This window comes from Paludibaculum fermentans (assembly GCF_051172195.1).
GTDB classification, from domain to species: Bacteria; Acidobacteriota; Terriglobia; order Bryobacterales; family Bryobacteraceae; genus Paludibaculum; species Paludibaculum fermentans_A.
On sequence record NZ_JBPJAQ010000001.1, the window covers coordinates 5,858,984 to 5,875,759 of the forward strand.

Consider the following 16,776-nt stretch of genomic DNA (forward strand, 5'->3'; position numbering starts at 1 on the left):
AGGCTCCCCCTAAGTATTATATGGAGCCCCAGCGCGAACGGTTACGCTAACTTTAGGCTGGCCGGAACCGGGCCAGCAGGTCACCCATGCGCCGCAGGCCTTCCTGGAACATCACGGTGTTTACGCCCATACCGATGCGGAAGTGATCGGGGCTGTCGAAAAACCGCCCCGGCACTACTGAAGTTTCGTACTCCGCCCGTAGACGGTCGACAAACTCGGCGGAGCCACCTGCGGCGAGGCGAACAAAGGCCGTTGTGCCATGAGTCGTCCGCGGAGTGAGCAACTGGGGGTGCTGGTCGAGAAAGGCGTTGAACAACCCGCGGTCCGCCTCCACGACTTTGCGGGCGCGAGTCCGCACCATGTCGAGATGCTGCAGCACGCGCAGTGCGATCAGGTTGCCCGGATGGGAGGGAATGGACCCGAACAGATCGTTCAGGCGGTACATCGCCCAGGCCAGTTCCGGCTCCGCCAGGATCCAGCCGCAGCGCAGGCCGCTGACGCCATGAACCTTGGTCAGGCTGTTGGTCACCACGAATTCCGGCCCCAGGTGGAAGACGCTGGGCGGAGTGTTTTCATAGATGGCGTCCACATAGATTTCGTCGACCAGCACACGCGCGCCGGCTTCGCGGGCTAGGGCGCCGATCTGTTCGAAGACGCCCGGCGCCGCCTGCACGCTGGTGGGGTTGTGCAGGTTCGTGATCACGATCAGCCGTGTCTTCGATGTGATGTTGCGGCGGATCTCGTCGATGTCGAGGGCGTAGCCGTCTTCTTCGCGGCGCAGGAAGCGCTTCACCGCGGCTCCGGTGAATTGCGCTGCCGACACCAGCAGTTCGTAGGCCGGCTGCTCAATCAGCACTTCGTCGCCCGGTTCCAGGATCGCCGCCATCGCCAGGTAGTTTGCCTGCGACGCCCCATCGGCGGTCACCACGCAATCGGGGCTGACACCGCACTTGGAGGCGAGGGCTTCTCGCAGGGGCAGGTGCCCGTACTTCGTGTCGCCGTTGATCTCCAGTTCGTCGATCGAAAGCGGCAGTTCGCGCAGTGGAAACGAACCCACGCCGCTGGTTGCCAGGTTGAACTTAGCGTGACTCCGGGTCTTGGCCCAGTTCATGTAATCGGAGTACTTCTGCCTCATGCTTCCTTTCCGCCGGGCCGCCGTTTCCAGCGGCCCCAATAAAAATAGACCGGTATGCCGGCCGCGAGGATGGTGAGCCCGGCCAGGCTGTTTTCGGGTGAGCTCGAAACCGTACCCGTGACGATGCCGGCGCAGGCCAGCACAAACAAGGCGGTGGACCAGGGATGACCAGGGGTGTGAAAGACACCCTCTCCCGTCAAACCGCGCCGCCGGGCGCGCACCACGAACAAGGCCGCCGCCGTCAGTCCGAAGCTGATGAAATCCACTGATACGACATAGTTCAAGATCTGTTCGTAGCGGCCCGAGAAGACGATCAGCGTCGCCATCACGCCTTGCAGGATGATGGCCACGACGGGGACGCCCGACTTCGGGGCCAGGCGGCCGACACTTTCGAAGAAGAGGCCGTCGCGGGCCATGGTGTAGTAGACCCGCGGGGCTGTGAGGATCCCCTGGCTGAGGAAGCCCAGGGTCGAGATGGCGATGCCGATGGCGATCCACCAGGCGCCGCGATCGCCCAGGATGGCCCGCATGACGGCCGTGGCCGGGGTTTTTGTGGCGGCCAGGCCGTCCGCGCCGAGCATCCTGAGGCAGACGAAGTTCACCGCGAGGTAGAGCAGGACGACCCCGGATACGCCGAGAACGAGGCCCCGCGACAGGTCCCGCCCTGGATTCCGCATCTCGCCTGAGACGAAGCTGGCCGTCTGCCAGCCGCCATAGGCGAAAGCGATGGGGACCATGGCCGCGCCGATGGAGGCGATGAGGCCGGAGGAGAGGGGCCGGTCGAGGATGGGGGACCAGTGCAGTTGGCCGCCGCCCAGGAAGAGGCCCAGCAGGACCATGGCGGCAATGGCGCCGGCGCGCAGCAGCATGAGCACGGTCTGGGCATTGCTGCCGGCGCGCACGCCCAGGCAGTTGATGGCGGTGAGGCCCAGCAGGGCGATTGCGGCGATGGCCCCGTCGTTGAGTTGGAGGCCCGAAATTTCGCGGAAGTAGCGGGCGAAGGTGATGGCGACGGCGGCCATCCCGCCAGTCTGGGTGACGAGCAGGAAAACCCAGCCGTAGAGGAAGGCGACCAGCGGATGGTAGGCCTCGCGCAGGTACATATACTGGCCGCCGAAGCCGGGCAGGCGGGTGGCCAGTTCCGCCCAGATGAAGGCGCCCATCATGGCCAGCGCGCCGCCCAGCAGCCAGGCTCCGAGGATCAGCACGGGCGTGTGCACGTGCAACGCGACTACGTAAGGGTTGATGAAGATGCCCGACCCGACGATGCCGCCCATCACGATCATCGTCGCGTCGAACACACCCAGCGCTCGTTTCGGCCGTACTTCCGCCAAAGGCGCTCTCGATTCCTAGGGGACGAGGATCAGTTTGCCGGCGGTCGCGCGCGATTCCAGGTCGGTCTGGGCCTGGCCCGCGTCAGCCAACGGATAGACTTTGTGGATCTGCAGTTTCATGCTGCCGTCCTTCAGCCAGCGGAGGATATCGGCGGCGCGCCACTCGAGTTCCGCGCGGGTGGTCGTGTAATCGCCGAGTTTCGGCCGGGTCAGGTAGAGCGACCCTTTCTGGTTCAGCACCAGCGGCGCCATGGGCGGCACGGGGCCGCTGGCATTGCCGAACGTCACCATCATGCCGCGCGGCTTGATGGAGTTCAGGCTGCGCTCCCAGGTGGCCGCGCCTACGGAGTCGTAGACCACGTCGACGCCACGGCCTTCGGTCAGCCGGCGTACCTCGGTGTCGAACTGCTGTTCGGAGTAGTTGATGACCTCGTCGCAGCCCGCCCGCTTCGCCACTTCGGCTTTGGCGGCCGAGGAGGTGGTTCCGATGACGCGTGCTCCGCGCAGCTTGGCGGCCGCGACGATCCACTGGCCGGCTCCGCCTGCGGCCGCGTGCACCAGGCAGGTATCACCCTGTTTGAGTGGATAGGTGGAATGCGTGAGGTAGTGGGCGGTCATGCCTTGCAGCATGGCTCCGGCGGCTGTTTGGAGATCCACCTCATCCGGCACAGGTACGAGCTGCCAGGCGGGCAGCGCGGCATACTCGGCGTAGGAGCCGCGGACCGTCCCGAAGGCCACCCGGTCGCCCACTTTCACGCTCTTCACGTCGGGAGCCACGGCTTCCACCACCCCGGCGGCTTCCATGCCGAGGATCACGGGCGGCGTCGCGGGATATAGGCCGGTGCGGAAGTAAATGTCGATGAAGTTCACGCCGATGGCATGGATGCGGACCAGTGCCTGGCCTTCCACCGGCTCCGGCACCGGCAGGTCTTCGTAGCGCAGCTTGTCGACGCCGCCGAATTCCGTAACAAAGACAGCTTTCATATTCTAGCGATCCTCCGCAGATGGAAATACGCTGCATAGAGCAGCAGGTAGGTGAACGTGAACGGAAACAGCAGCACGCGCAGTACGGTGCTCACGCCGGCCGAGCCGCTCAAGCCGGCACGGAACAGGATGAAGTGTTTGATCGTGCGCCACTCGGATTTCTGGAACCAGAAATAGTCGCCGTTCTCATTGAGGATGAAAACCTTGGCTTGCACCTGCCAGGCCAGCACCCATTTCCATTTCGTCATGATGGGCTCACCGGAGCAGATGATGCCGGTGATCTCGTAGCCCTGGGCGCGCAGCAGCGAATAGAAGCGGGTGCGTGCCTCCGAACCGGAATAGTCCGTCACCCGGTACACTTGGCCGCGGGAAGAATCGAAGCCCTTCGGCAGGCCGGGGAAGCAGGTGACCAGGTCCACCTTCTGGCCTTGGGAGAACTTCGAATAAATGCCGGGGAGCAGCCCTTCCACCAGGTACCGCGAGCCGCTCTCAACCAGCAGCACGCGCCGGAAGTGCGGGATATGCCGTGAAAAGAAGAAACGCAAACTACAATTCTAACTGTTGCCGCCCTCTCCAGCCGCGGCGGTAGCCAGGAACATTTCCGTCCTGGCGCAGGGACCGCGTCCAGGCGATAGCTCACAGAAACGTACGCCGTCTGAAATTCACGTAACAACGAGGAACCCCCGTGCATATTCCATGTCCTCGAGCTACGGGCCGGCCATCCGGCGTGTGCGATGATCCCCCTGGCAACCGGCCGGTTTCTTTGCTAGTCTCAACCGCACTTGGCGCACTGTGCGCCCATACTTCCGGAGGAGGGGCGGTTCGCACCGCCACGAGTGGATGAGCAATCAGTCGACACTACCCTGGGGTGTGGCGCTGGTCCTTTTTGTCGCCTACGCCCTGTTCAGCTCGGGCACGATTGTGCCCAGCCAGCCCGTTTCCGCCGGAGCGCAGCCCGCGGCCGCGGCACCTCCGCTCGAGCCGAATCCAAAGGAGGAGGGGGACCTTGCCTGCCTGGATGTCCCACCGCCGCTGCGGCCGGCCTGCCGCCAATTGACGCCGGCACGCAGTGTCTCGGGCGAGCTCCTCGCCGGAACCGCGGCGTCCACCGATTGTCCGGCAAAGCCATGCCCGGCGCGGGCGACGCGCTGGCAGGGGCAGCCCTGGGTGCAGCGCGCCGGGAAGAGCATGAAGGTAGTAATTGCGGTGGTGCCGGATCCCGAAATGACGCGCCTGGCGCTTTACTACGGACGCGCCATCGACAGCATTATCCTGGCCGCCGAACGGGCCGACTACCTGTTCGACACCTACTGGGTGCCGTGGAAGGCTCCGGGGTCGCGGGCCTCCGCCGACACCGCCAAGGGTGCTCCGCCGCTGGTGCCGGCCGGGCTCGATCCGGCGTCGACCCTGCCGGGTGCGCTTCTCTTCCGGCAATCCTCGGCGTCCTGGGAGCCGGCCGCGAGCGCTAAGGAAGGAGCCTACCTGCTGGTCCTGCTGGTGGGGGAATCGAACATCTCCGGACTGCGGCGCGACCAGTTCAAGGAAGCGCTGTACTATCGCTCCACGCTGACCCCCGGCGAGCAGACAGTTCCCATCATCGGACCCTCTTACTCCGGCACCTTTGCTTCTCTTCACAAGTGCCTCAGCGAGGACCTGCTCTCTTTCCCAAGCCACCAGTATCGCCTCGTATCCTCAAACACGACGGTGAAAGCAGCCCGGCAGCAGATGCGCAAGAAAGGGTTCCCCATCGCGCTGACGGCGATCCAGCGCGATGACGAGAGCACCATGAATGCGCTGCTGCACAGCGTCAAGGGTCTGGGCCGCATTGCCACGCTCTCTGAGGGGGATACGGCCTTTGGAGCCACTGACCTCAGGCAATGGAAGGCCGATCCGGAGGCGCCCGCCATCACGCGCATCTCCTTCCCTCGCGGCATCGCGCAACTGCGCGACGTGTATCCGGAGGATTCCGCCGCCAAGGGCTCCTCCGGCGCTGCGACGCAGGCCACTGAGCAGTTGCCTTTGTCCCTGCGCGGCAGCCCCGCCGGCAGCGATACGCCCGAGGTTTTCAACGTCAAGCATCTGACGGTCGCCCAGGAAGCGCAGATGCAGACCATCGCCGGCATCCTCAATCGCGGCGGCTTCGAAACCGCCTTCATCTTCGCCTCCGACGTTCTCGACCTCACCTTTGTCACCGGCTACCTGCGGCAATCGTGCCCGAATCTCCGGGTGATCGTGCAGGATTGGGACCTGCTCTTTGTCCAGACCACCAGCAAGTGGTCGATGGAGGGCGTGTGGGTGGTCACCAGCCTGTTGCCGCCTCCGCAGAATCTGTTCGTGCCGGAGCGCCAGGGGTTCGGCGTGCCCACCTATTGGACCCCGCTGCTGGCGGCGAGCCAGTTCGAACATGCCACCTACGATGCCGCCTATACCGTCTTCAGTGAGATCTTTCCTCCGGGCTGCCCTTCCATTCCGCCTGGCCAGCCACAGCCGCCACTCGGATGTCCGGACGAACACGGGCGCAGCTCCATCCGCGACTTTGACTCGGAGTCGGTTGAGCCCATCTGGCTGAGCATCGTCGGACGCCGAAGCCTGTGGCCTATCCGGGATCTTGTGAATCCCGTGAAGAAAGAGACCGGGCCGGACTCCTCCCCTCCGCCGCCGGCCGCTGTGCACACCGGCCGCCTCAGCCGGCTCACCACGCTGCTGGTCTGCCTCATCCTGGGGCTGGCCGCCCTCTACCAGTTGCTGGTGCTTTACAGCCTGGTGCACCCCCTGCTGCCGCGCCGCATCTCGGCCGTCGCCGTGCCGCGGCCGTTTCGCAGTTTCCGCTGGTGGGAAGCGGGGTTCGAAGGCCGGGTGGGGTACCACACGCTGGGCATTCTCCTGCTGGGGTGCATGTCCTATGTCCTCACCGCGCCGTTCGCGCACTGGCACATTGAGCTGCTGCCGCTGGCTTCGCTCGAAATCGTCGGACTGGTGCTGGCGGTGCTCTCCATCCTGTTCGCGGCGCTAGGCGTGCTGCGGCTGCTCGCGCCGACAATCCGCCGGCTGCTGCACCCCACCCCGGCCGGACCGGACAGCGAGCCCACCGGCCTATTCGAGTGGCTGCGATCGGGCGACCGCCGGATCTCCATGCTGATGGCGATCCTCACCGCCATGGGTGTCGCCCTGTCGTTCCTCTATTACTGGCGGGATCTCATGGGCGATCCGTCCACCCTGCGCAGCCACTTCCTCGGGCTGCGCGCCCTCGACGCTTTCAGCGGCGTGTCTCCCTCACTCCCCGTACTCCTGTTGGGCTGCGGTTTCCTGACCCTCGCCTGGACGCAGATGAGCCGCCACGAACTCTACATGCGGGTCCGCCCGGATATCCCCGCTGTCTTCCCTGCGGCTTCGAGCGCTTTCCATCCCGCGGGGCCCGCGGTCGGGCCGCTGACGGTGATTGGATTCCTGGCCTCGGCCGCTGTCATTGCCGTTACACTGCTGCGCCTCTTCAACCGCCAATCCTTTGACGGACTCCGGTTTGATCTCGTCTATTTCATGGGGCTTTCCGTACTGTGGGCCGCCCTGATCATTGCCGCTGCGCGCCTGCACCGCCTGTGGCGCCCATTGCACTGCCTGCTGCTGACGCTGGAACGCTCGCCGCTGCGCCGCGGTTTCACGGCGCTGCCGCCTGAGTTTGCCAGTTCGCCCCTGCTGCCATCCTCGCGCCGGCAGGATCACCGCATCATGCTGGCCCGGTCGCTGGATACCCTGCGTGCGCTGGCCTCCGAGACCAAGTGCGTGGACCTGGCGGCCAAACTACAGGCCGAGCTGCCGCCCATGACCAGGATCTGCGACCGCTATCTGTTTGCCGAGGCCTGCGGGCACCGTTTCTCCGCGTTCTACTACCGCTGGGTCCAACAGGCGCTGGCCGAGCAGGCGAAGGCCGTGGCCGGCCTGCTGCAACCGTTCTGGGCCAAAGGCATGGCCGTTAAGGAAGGAACTGAGCCGCCGCCCAAGGATTTCCCGCGCGAGACCAGCCTGGCCGAGGAGTTTCTGGCGCTGCGATTCCTGGCCGTCATCCGCTACTCCGTCAGCCAGATGTGGTGCCAGATCTGGTTCCTGGCGCTGGGCTTCTTCTTTGCTGTCCTTTCCACTACGGCGTACCCTTTCCGGTCGCAGGGGTCCATTCGCTGGATGACTAATCTGTTCCTGGTTATTCTGGGTCTCCCGGTGCTGGTCACCGTACTCAGCGCGGAACGCAACCCCATCCTGCGGCGCCTCTCAGCCAATCCGGACGGCAAGTCCGGCAGCCAGATGGCCCAGTTGCTGATGCGCCTGCTGGTGCTGGGCGCCCTGCCGCTGCTGGGCGTCATCAACAGCTATGTGCCGTTGCTGGGGCGCTTCCTTTCCACCTGGATCGAGCCGCTGGCCGCCGTGCCAAAATAATCTCGAACGCTCCCCTTGATTACCTACAAGAGCAGGTGTATGCTCCTTCTTGTAGATAACCAAGGGGGCGCGATGAGCAAACCGACCGATCTTGTACAGGGCACCCTGGATCTGCTGATCCTGAAGACGCTCACGCTGGGTCCGCAGCATGGCTGGTCCATCGCGCAGCTCATCAAGGAGCGGTCAGAGGAGATCCTGCTGGTGCAGCAGGGCTCCCTCTATCCGGCCCTGCACAAGCTCGAAACCCTAGGCTTTATTGAGTCCGAGTGGGGCGACAGCGAGAACAACCGCCGGGCCAAGTTCTACGCGCTCACCCGCAAGGGCAGGCAGTATCTGAAAGAGGAAGAGGCCAATTGGGAGCGCCTCTCCCGCGCCATCGGCCTCATTGTGAAGATGGCCTGAATTCAATAGGAGCAGCACCATGAACTGGATTCAGAGGCTTCGGTTTCTCGTGAAGAAGAACGATACCGATAGGGAGCTCGACGAGGAGTTGCGCTTCCATCTCGATCGCCAGATCGAATTGAACATCGCCAATGGCCTGCCGCCCGCCGAGGCGCGCTATGCCGCGCTGCGCGAGTTCGGCATCGTGGATCAGGTCAAGGAAGAATGCCGTTCGTCCCGCGGCCTGGATTGGCTGAACGGCGTCATGCAGGACATCCGCTATGCGATGCGCAATTTCCGGCGCAACCGGGGCTTCGCGCTCACTGTGCTGGCCGTGACGGCCATCGGTATTGGCTCTTCGACGGCGGTTTTCAGTGTTGTGGACCGTATTCTCTTCCGGAACCTGGCTTATTCTGAACCGAACCGCCTGGTCTCGATGGGGATCACCATACCGTGGATGGATTACGACTTTCTCACCTGGGCCGACTACAGTGAGCTCAAGCGGACACCCACTCAATTACAGAGCATCACTTCGTGGGCGGGTGTGGTGGACTGCGACCTGACGGGCGACCGGCCGCTGCGCCTGAGTTGCGCTCGCGTGGAAGCGTCGTTCCTACCGGTGTTAGGCGTCCAGCCGGTGCTCGGCCGCAATTTTGCCGCCGAAGAGGACCGTCCGAACGTGCCCGGTGTGGCGCTAATCACCCACGCGATGTGGCAAAGCCGCTTCGCCGGCCAACCGTCCGTGATCGGACGCCGCCTGATGATTGATGGCGCGGAACGACAGATCATCGGCGTGCTGCCGCCCGGCTTCGAGTTGCCCACGCTGGAAAAGGTCGATCTGGTGATCCCCCAGGCGATGCCGCCGCTGCCCGCCGGTGGGGGCCGGCCGCTGCAGGTATACGGGCGGCTGAAACCGGGCGCCACCACGCAGCAGATGCGCGACTCCGTCATGCCGCTGGCCGACCGGATCTTCTCCTTTGCTCCTCCGCAGGCCCGCAAACAGTTGAAATTCCAGGTGAAATCCCTGCAGGAGATGCAGTCCGGCGACATGTACCTCGCCGCCTGGACGCTGTTCGGCGCCGTGCTGGCCATGCTGCTCATCGCCTGTGCGAATGTCGCTAACCTCTTGTTGGCTCGTGCCTTGGCGAGACAGCGGGAACTGGCCGTGCGGGCCGCGCTGGGGGCCTCGCGGGGTCGCCTGATCCGCCAGACACTTACGGAAAGCATGCTCCTCAGCCTCGCCGGAGGCGCTGCCGGAATCCTGCTGGCCTACGGTTTGCTGCGTGTTTTCCTGCTCATCGCTCCGGTGGGACTGCCTCATCTGGCTGGCGCGCAACTGGATTTGCGCGTCCTTTGCTTCAGCCTGGGCGCCTCCCTGCTGTGCGGGCTGGTCTTCGGACTCGCGCCGTCCCTGCACACGCCTTCGGCCGCCACCGTTTCCGGCGCCCGTGCGACGCCGCGCTCGAGCATGATCACCCGCCATGCGCTGGTCAGCGCGCAGTTGGGCTTCTCCCTCATCCTGTTGACCTGCGCGGGTTTGCTGCTGCAAAGCCTGTGGAACCGCCAGCGCCTGCCGTTGGGCATGAGCACCGAGAACGTGGTGACCGCCGAGATGGCCCTGACCATCCGGTATTCGCAGCCCTCGGCCCGGCTGGCGTTCTTCGAGACGCTGGAACAACGGCTGGCCAAACTGCCGGGTGTGGAAACAGTTGCCCTCAGCGACTCGTTGCCGCCCGGCGGCGTCCCGCGCACCCAGCCGCTGTATGCGCTGGAAGGGAGCGTTCGGAACCCTGCTCAGCCGAACAGCGGCATCGTGGTCTGGCGCCACGTCACGCCTGGCTATTTCCGGGCTTTGGGCATTCCCATTGTGAAGGGCAGGGCATTCACAGAAGAAGACCGTGGGCCTAAACAGATGGCCGTTGTCATCAGCCAGTCGCTGGCCGCAAAGCTGTTTCCCGGAGAAGAAGCGCTGGGCAAGCAGATGCGCCGGTTTCCGAAGGGGCCGCTCTATACGGTGGTGGGTATTTCGGCTAGTGTCCGAAACGGCGGGCTGACGGATGCGAATCATCCGGAGTATTACCTGGTCCGGCGCCACTCCGACGATGATGCACTGGCGGCATCCGCTGTGATTCTGCGCGGACAGGCGAAACCGGAAGTGCTGGAGTCGTGGATCCGGTCGGAGGTTGCGGCCCTGGATCCGGTGATCCCCGCGGTCATCCAGACTTTCAATCAGCATCTGGGCGAACTGTCAGCCCGGCCGCGGTTCCAGGCTTCACTACTTGTTCTGTTTGCCGCCATCGGACTGATTCTCTCGGCCTCGGGCCTCTACGGGCTGATCTCCTACCTGGCGGCTCAGCGAGAGCGGGAAATCGGGGTGCGGCTGGCTCTGGGCGCCACTCCTTCGCAGATCCTGAAGATGATCCTGGCGCACGCCTTCCGCTGGACCGCGGCCGGCCTGGTGTTCGGAATCGCCGGCGCGGCGGGGGCCGCTTACGCCTTGAAAGGACTGCTGTTCCACATCAAGCCGGCTGATCCGGTGGCGTTTGCCTCATCCGCCTTCAGCTTAGCCCTGATCGCGTTGTTGGCTGCGCTGTTGCCGTCGCGGCGAGCGTCGCGGGTGGATCCGATGACCACACTCAGGCAGGACTGAGAAGGCCGGCCGGCCAGGAACGGCGTTTTCGTTGTGAAAAGCACGGATTTGGGTGGTACACCCGTCCGGTGGTGGGCTATACCGTCATAAACACATTTAATGGCGATCACATCTTGCATTTTCCGGACTAACACCCTAATCTGGAACAGATGACACTGACCGAACAGCTCTGGAACCACCAGCAACTGAGCGGCAGGGCCGTGCAACTTTTCGTAGTAGTAGGGATTATTCAGATTGGGGTCACCGTACTGGGACCTGCCTGAGTGAGCCTTACCTGAGTTACAAAAAAGGCCACCAGGCGGAAAGATCCCGCCGAGGTGGCCTTTTTCAATTCAACCCAGTCCCTGATAGACAAGAGAGGATTCCTCAGACCGATGTCCAACCTGATGAGTGGTGCACGCATTTTATTGGAGTGCCTGGCGCGCGAAGGCGTTGATGTGATCTTCGGCTATCCCGGAGGCGTCACTCTACCTTTGTACGACGTCATCTACGACAACCCCATTCGCCATGTTCTGGTGCGGCACGAGGAGAACGCAGCCTTTTCCGCCGCCGGCTATGCGCGAGCGACGGGCAAGGTGGGCGTTTGCTGCGCCACCTCCGGCCCCGGCGCAACCAACCTGACCACCGGCCTGGTGGATGCCATGATGGACTCCATCCCGATAGTCGCCATCACGGGCCAGGTGACCAGCAAGTTGATCGGCAGCGATGCGTTCCAGGAAGCCGATACGTTCGGCATCACGCGGCCCTGCACGAAGCACAATTTCCTGGTGAAGGACATTAAGGAACTGGCGCAGATTGTCCACGAAGCGTTCCACATCGCCTCGACGGGCCGTCCGGGCCCGGTGCTGGTCGACATCACCAAGGACGTGCTGCAGGGCCAGGCGCACTACACGCCTGTCAACGAGATCCACCTGCCTGGCTATAAGGTGGTGACCGACGGCCATGCCGGCCAGATCCGGCGCGCGGCGCAGATGATGTGGGAAGCGCAGCGGCCCTATGTTTACGCGGGCGGCGGCATCCTGGCGGCGGGCGCATCGCCTGAGTTGAAGGAACTGGTGGAGACGCTGGATGCGCCGGCGGTCTGCACGCTGATGGGTTTGGGCGGCCTGCCGGGCTCGCATCCGAACTTCATCTCGATGCCGGGCATGCACGGCTCCTACACGGCCAACATGGGTATGTATGAGTGCGACCTGCTCATCGCGCTCGGGGTGCGGTTTGACGACCGCGTGACGGGCCGGCTGGCGGCGTTCGCTCCGCATGCCAAGGTCATCCATGTCGACATCGATCCGGCCGAGATCGGCAAGAACCGCACCGCGGACCTGCCCATTGTCGGCGATGTGAAGAAAGTGCTGAGCAAGCTGAACCGGAACCTGAAGGAACTGGAACCGGAGATGGCGCCGAAGAACGCGGAAGGCCGCAAGTCGTGGTGGAAACAGATCCGCGCGTGGCAGGCGGAGCATCCGCTGGAACCGGTCTTCTCGGCCGATGAGATCAAGCCGCAGCACCTGATGTACGAGATCAACAAGCTGTCGGGCGGCAAGGCGATTGTCAGCGTGGACGTGGGCCAGCACCAGATGTGGGCGGCGCAGTTCATCAAGTTCGACAATCCGCGTACGTGGATCTGTTCGGGCGGCCTGGGCTCAATGGGCTTCGGCCTGCCGGCCGCGATCGGCGCGCAGATGGCGCATCCCGACCAGACCGTTTTCGCGATCTGCGGTGACGGCGGCTTCCAGATGGCGCTGCCGGAACTGGCCACCCTGGTGAACTACCAGTTGCCGGTGAAGGTGATCGTGATGAACAACGGCTACCTGGGGATGGTGCGGCAGTGGCAGGAGCTGTTTTACAACAACCGGTTGTCGTCGGTGGAGTTGAGCGCGTTCCCGAATGTGGAACTGCTGGCCGCCGCGTATGGAATGAAGGGGCGCATCGTGCACACGCCGATGGAACTAGCCGGGGCGTTGAAGGAAGCTTTGGCGGAACCGGGTCCTTATCTCATGGATGTGCGCGTGTCGCAGTTTGAAAACGTCTACCCGATGGTTCCGGCCGGAGCGGCCATCAACGAGATGGTGCTGGCTCCGCCGCAGCCTGTGGCCGTGCCCCGCTAAGGAGTAAATGTCATGCTGATGACCATATCTATCTTGATGGAGAACAAGCCGGGCGCGTTGATGCGCGTGACGGGCCTGATCAGCCAGCGCGGCTACAATATCGAGTCATTGACAGTGGCCCGGACACTTGATCCGACGTTATCTCGAATGACGCTGATGGTGGATGTCGAGTCGCGGTTGCGCGGCCTGGTGATCAAACAGATGAACCGCCTGGTGAACGTGTTGCAGGCGGCGGACCTGACCGATGCTCCGGCGGTGATGCGCGAGATGGTGCTGCTGCGGGTGCGCGCCACCCAGGAGAACCGGACGGCTATCTTAAAAGAGTCCGAGATCTTCGGGGCTCGCGTGGTGGATTCCTCAGTGGAGGGCTTTGCCCTGGAGGCGACGGGCGCCCCGGAGAAGATGGAAGAGTTCATCGCCGTCATGGAAACTTACGGCGAAATTGAAGTGACGCGATCGGGGATGGTGGCCGTGAGCCTGGAAGCGAAGAAGCTGCGGTTGGCGCCGCCGATCCCCAAGTCCCAGCCCGAGACGGTGGGACAGGCTTAACAGGGAGAGTTCCGCTTGGAACGGGTGGCGGTCCCAAGGATGGAGGCGCTACCTGTTCCACCTGCGCGGGACGTAGCCCGAGTTCCCTGGTTTTGAATTCGAAAGGAATCTGAGTATTCGTTATGGCAAATCGTTTTTATGAGAAGGACGGCTCGCTCGCTCCGCTCGCGGGCAAGACAGTGGCCATCGTCGGCTACGGCTCGCAGGGCCATGCGCACGCGCTGAACCTGCGCGATTCGGGCGTGAACGTGATTGTGGGCCTGCCGCCCACGTCGAAGTCGAAAGCGAAAGCGGAATCCGCCGGTCTCACCGTGGTGACCCCGGCCGAAGCCGGCGCGCAGGCCGACGTCATCATGGTTCTCGTGCCGGATCACATCCAGGCCGACCTCTACAACAACGACCTGGCGCCGTCGATGAAGCCCGGCAAGACGCTGATGTTCGCCCACGGCTTCAATATTCACTTCGGCTTCATCACGCCTCCGGCCGGCGTCGATGTTTCGATGATCGCGCCCAAGGCCCCCGGCCACCGCGTGCGCGAAGTCTTCACGGAAGGCCAGGGTGTTCCGGCGCTGATCGCTGTCGCGCAGGATGCCTCCGGCAAGGCCCACGAGAACGCTCTGGCGTATGCCCTGGCGCTGGGCTCGCTCAAGGCCGGTGTCATCGAGACCACCTTCAAGGAAGAGACCGAGTCGGACCTCTTCGGCGAACAGGCCGTGTTGTGCGGCGGCGCCTCGGAACTGATCCGCGCCGGTTTCGAAACCCTGGTGGAAGCCGGCTATGCCCCGGAAATCGCCTACTTCGAGTGCCTGCACGAGCTCAAGCTGATTGTCGACCTCATCTATGAAGGCGGCCTCAGCTACATGCGCTACTCCGTCTCCGATACGGCTGAGTACGGCGACTACACCCGCGGACCGCGCATCATCAACGACCAGACCCGCGCCGAAATGCGCAAAATCCTCTCTGAGATCCAGTCCGGCGAATTCGCCAAGGCCTGGATGGCGGAGAACAAGAGCGGCCGTTCCGGCTTCCTGGCCATGCGGGAAGGCGCGCGCAAGCAGCGTATCGAAACCGTCGGCGCCGAGTTGCGCGACATGATGACCTTCCTCAAGAAGAAGAAGGTAGAAGAGTAAACTGCAATGCGTATCTGGACATTTGACACCACCCTCCGTGACGGCACGCAAGGCGAAGCCGTGTCTTTCTCAGTGGAAGACAAGCTGCTCATTACCCAGAAGCTCGACGAACTGGGTATCGACTACATTGAGGGCGGCTGGCCGATGTCCAACCCCAAGGACAAGGAGTTCTTCCTGAAGGCGCGTGGGCTGAAGCTGAAACATGCCAAGCTCACCGCCTTCGGGGCGACCCGGTTTGCCCGCAATCCGGTGGAGAAAGACTCCAACGTCCTGGCGCTGCTGGAGGCGGAAACGCCTGTCATCAGCATCTTTGGCAAGACCTGGGATATCCACGCCACGCGCGTGCTGGGCATCTCGCTGGAAGAGAACCTCACGCTGATCGCCGACACGGTGCGGTTCCTCAAGGACCATGGCCGCGAGGTGGTGTATGACGCGGAGCACTTCTTCGACGGCTATCAGGCGAATCCGGACTACGCCCTCAGCACGCTGGAAGCGGCTAAGGAAGCGGGTGCGGACGTACTTTGCCTGTGCGATACCAATGGCGGCACGCTGACGCACCGCCTGGCCGAGATCGTCACCATCGTGCGCGAGCGCTTTGACGGTGTGCTGGGCATTCACTGCCACAACGACTGCGACCTGGCGGTGGGCAACACCATGGCCGCCGTGGAGCAGGGCGTGACGCATGTCCAGGGCTGCATGAATGGCTATGGGGAACGCTGCGGCAACGCGAATCTGGCCAGTGTGATCGCCAACCTGGAAGCGAAGCTGGGTCATTCCACCATCGGTCCGGAGAAGCTCACCTCGCTCACCTCCGTGGCGCACTACATTGCGGAACTGGCCAACCTGCCGGTACCGGCCGGCCAGCCGTTTGTCGGCCGCAGCGCGTTTGCGCATAAGGGCGGCGTGCATGTCAGCGCCGTGTTGAAAGATTCCATCACCTACGAACACATCCGTCCGTCCGTGGTGGGCAACCGGCAGCGTGTACTGCTGAGCGATCTCAGCGGCCGCGGCAACATCCTCTACAAGCTGCAGCAGTACGGCCTCGGCGACCGTCTGAAAGACGATGCCAAGCGCGAGCTGCTCGACCGCATGAAGACGATGGAGTATCTCGGCTACGAACTGGAAGCGGCCGAAGGGACCTTCGAGCTGCTGGTGCGCGAGGCATTGCAGCCGGGCCTGCACTTCTTCGAAGTGGTCAGCTTCGAAGTGGGTACGCGCATGATCGGCAGCCGGCCTTCCGAGACCACCGCCACGATTATTCTGCGGATCAATGAGGCCATCCACTCCGCGACGGCTTCGGGCGAAGGCCCGATGAACGCTCTCGACCTCTGTCTGCGGCAGTGCATTTCGGCGACCTATCCGGCGATTGCGAGTGTGCGGCTGACGGATTACAAGGTGCGTGTGATCTCGACGGAGAAGGGTACGGCGTCGAAGGTGCGCGTGCTCGTCGAATGGTCCGATCACCGCCGTTCCTGGGCCACTGTCGGCGTCAGTGACAACGTTTTGGAAGCGTCCTGGAATGCGCTGGTGGACGCCATCCGGTTGGAGTTGATGCGGCTGGCGGACAAGGATGAGTCGATCGAAAAGGCCGTCGAAGACTACTGCTGGGGCGTGTAGCGTACAGTCACTTTTGTGAGAGGAACGGGGCTGCCTGCCGGAGCGGGCGGCCCCTTTCACTTGGAATGCGAGAATAGTTCCAATGCAGCGGATCCCCAAGGAAAAGATCGTCCGGGCGTTGATGAAGGAGATCCAGAAGCCCAATGAGGCTCGGGATTCCGCCATTATTCGCGTGATCCGGTCGATCCCCAAAGGCAAAGTCGCCACCTATTCGCAGATCGCGGGGGCCGCCGGCTATCCCATGTACCACCGCCTGGTGGCGCGCATTCTGCGGCACTCGGGCGGGCGCCTGCCGTGGCAGCGGGTCGTCGGCGCCGGCGGCGAGATCAAGCTGCACCTGGATGCCGCGCTGGAGCAGCGCATGCGGCTGGAGATGGAAGGCGTCACGTTTCGAGGCCGTCGCGTGAACATGGAGAAACACCAGCACATGTTCAAGATGTGGGAAGAGGAGTAAACCGGGCCA

Annotated in this window: 12 protein-coding genes; 8 read left to right on the top strand and 4 right to left on the bottom strand. The window is 63.5% G+C overall.

Translation table 11 applies throughout. The features are described 5' to 3' along the window. Positions 1-52 precede the first annotated feature (52 nt). The 4 genes from ACR9Y2_RS23505 to ACR9Y2_RS23520 are packed head-to-tail and all read right to left on the bottom strand — an operon-like array spanning position 53 to position 3,998. Positions 53-1,135 (bottom strand): aminotransferase class I/II-fold pyridoxal phosphate-dependent enzyme, encoded by a 1,083-nt coding sequence (locus ACR9Y2_RS23505; RefSeq protein ID WP_435044102.1) that lies wholly within the window; start codon positions 1,133-1,135, stop codon positions 53-55. Next, the gene (locus ACR9Y2_RS23510) at positions 1,132-2,469 is read right to left on the bottom strand and encodes an APC family permease (protein ID WP_435044103.1); all 1,338 of its coding nucleotides are present in this window, start codon (positions 2,467-2,469) and stop codon (positions 1,132-1,134) included. The genes ACR9Y2_RS23505 and ACR9Y2_RS23510 overlap by 4 nt, the downstream gene beginning before the upstream one ends. Positions 2,470-2,484: 15 nt before the next feature. Beyond that, positions 2,485-3,453, bottom strand: coding sequence for a quinone oxidoreductase family protein (locus ACR9Y2_RS23515; RefSeq protein WP_435044104.1), 969 nt, complete (start codon positions 3,451-3,453; stop codon positions 2,485-2,487). Further along, complete coding sequence (locus ACR9Y2_RS23520) at positions 3,450-3,998, bottom strand: hypothetical protein (protein WP_435044105.1); 549 nt, start codon at positions 3,996-3,998, stop codon at positions 3,450-3,452. The genes ACR9Y2_RS23515 and ACR9Y2_RS23520 overlap by 4 nt, the downstream gene beginning before the upstream one ends. A 295-nt stretch (positions 3,999-4,293) precedes the next feature. On the opposite strand from ACR9Y2_RS23520, the gene ACR9Y2_RS23525 reads away from it, so the two are divergent. The 8 genes from ACR9Y2_RS23525 to ACR9Y2_RS23560 all read left to right on the top strand — a co-directional run bounded on the left by ACR9Y2_RS23525 (position 4,294) and on the right by ACR9Y2_RS23560 (position 16,767). Continuing rightward, positions 4,294-7,881 carry a hypothetical protein gene (locus ACR9Y2_RS23525; protein ID WP_435044106.1) on the top strand — a complete coding sequence of 1,196 codons (3,588 nt, stop codon included), beginning with the start codon at positions 4,294-4,296 and terminating at the stop codon, positions 7,879-7,881. 72 nt (positions 7,882-7,953) lie between these two features. Next, positions 7,954-8,283, top strand: a complete 330-nt coding sequence (locus ACR9Y2_RS23530; protein WP_435044107.1) for a PadR family transcriptional regulator — start codon at positions 7,954-7,956, stop codon at positions 8,281-8,283. Between the two features lie 19 nt (positions 8,284-8,302). Then, positions 8,303-10,912, top strand: coding sequence for an ADOP family duplicated permease (locus ACR9Y2_RS23535; protein ID WP_435044108.1), 2,610 nt, complete (start codon positions 8,303-8,305; stop codon positions 10,910-10,912). Between the two features lie 374 nt (positions 10,913-11,286). Next, on the top strand, positions 11,287-13,017 hold the full coding sequence (gene ilvB, locus ACR9Y2_RS23540; protein WP_435044109.1) for a biosynthetic-type acetolactate synthase large subunit: 1,731 nt from the start codon (positions 11,287-11,289) through the stop codon (positions 13,015-13,017). Positions 13,018-13,035: 18 nt separating this feature from the next. Then, entirely contained in the window at positions 13,036-13,566 is a 531-nt protein-coding gene (gene ilvN, locus ACR9Y2_RS23545; protein ID WP_435044110.1) for an acetolactate synthase small subunit, read from the top strand. A gap of 122 nt (positions 13,567-13,688) precedes the next feature. After that, entirely contained in the window at positions 13,689-14,696 is a 1,008-nt protein-coding gene (gene ilvC / locus ACR9Y2_RS23550; protein ID WP_435044111.1) for a ketol-acid reductoisomerase, read from the top strand. A 6-nt stretch (positions 14,697-14,702) separates the two neighbouring features. Next, a complete protein-coding gene (cimA, locus tag ACR9Y2_RS23555) occupies positions 14,703-16,313 on the top strand; it encodes a citramalate synthase (RefSeq protein ID WP_435044112.1) in 1,611 nt (536 codons plus the stop codon). Between the two features lie 82 nt (positions 16,314-16,395). Further along, the gene (locus tag ACR9Y2_RS23560) at positions 16,396-16,767 is read left to right on the top strand and encodes an MGMT family protein (RefSeq protein WP_435044113.1); all 372 of its coding nucleotides are present in this window, start codon (positions 16,396-16,398) and stop codon (positions 16,765-16,767) included. Positions 16,768-16,776: the final 9 nt, after the last annotated feature.

Excerpts from the sequence above, each read along its gene's own strand:
- ACR9Y2_RS23505 (WP_435044102.1), bottom strand. The coding sequence starts at position 1,135 with ATGAGGCAGAAGTACTCCGATTACATGAACTGGGCCAAGACCCGGAGT.
- ACR9Y2_RS23515 (WP_435044104.1), bottom strand. The coding sequence starts at position 3,453 with ATGAAAGCTGTCTTTGTTACGGAATTCGGCGGCGTCGACAAGCTGCGC.
- ACR9Y2_RS23525 (WP_435044106.1), top strand. The coding sequence starts at position 4,294 with ATGAGCAATCAGTCGACACTACCCTGGGGTGTGGCGCTGGTCCTTTTT.
- ACR9Y2_RS23530 (WP_435044107.1), top strand. The coding sequence starts at position 7,954 with ATGAGCAAACCGACCGATCTTGTACAGGGCACCCTGGATCTGCTGATC.
- ACR9Y2_RS23535 (WP_435044108.1), top strand. The coding sequence starts at position 8,303 with ATGAACTGGATTCAGAGGCTTCGGTTTCTCGTGAAGAAGAACGATACC.
- ilvB (WP_435044109.1), top strand. The coding sequence starts at position 11,287 with ATGTCCAACCTGATGAGTGGTGCACGCATTTTATTGGAGTGCCTGGCG.
- ilvN (WP_435044110.1), top strand. The coding sequence starts at position 13,036 with ATGACCATATCTATCTTGATGGAGAACAAGCCGGGCGCGTTGATGCGC.
- ilvC (WP_435044111.1), top strand. The coding sequence starts at position 13,689 with ATGGCAAATCGTTTTTATGAGAAGGACGGCTCGCTCGCTCCGCTCGCG.
- cimA (WP_435044112.1), top strand. The coding sequence starts at position 14,703 with ATGCGTATCTGGACATTTGACACCACCCTCCGTGACGGCACGCAAGGC.
- ACR9Y2_RS23560 (WP_435044113.1), top strand. The coding sequence starts at position 16,396 with ATGCAGCGGATCCCCAAGGAAAAGATCGTCCGGGCGTTGATGAAGGAG.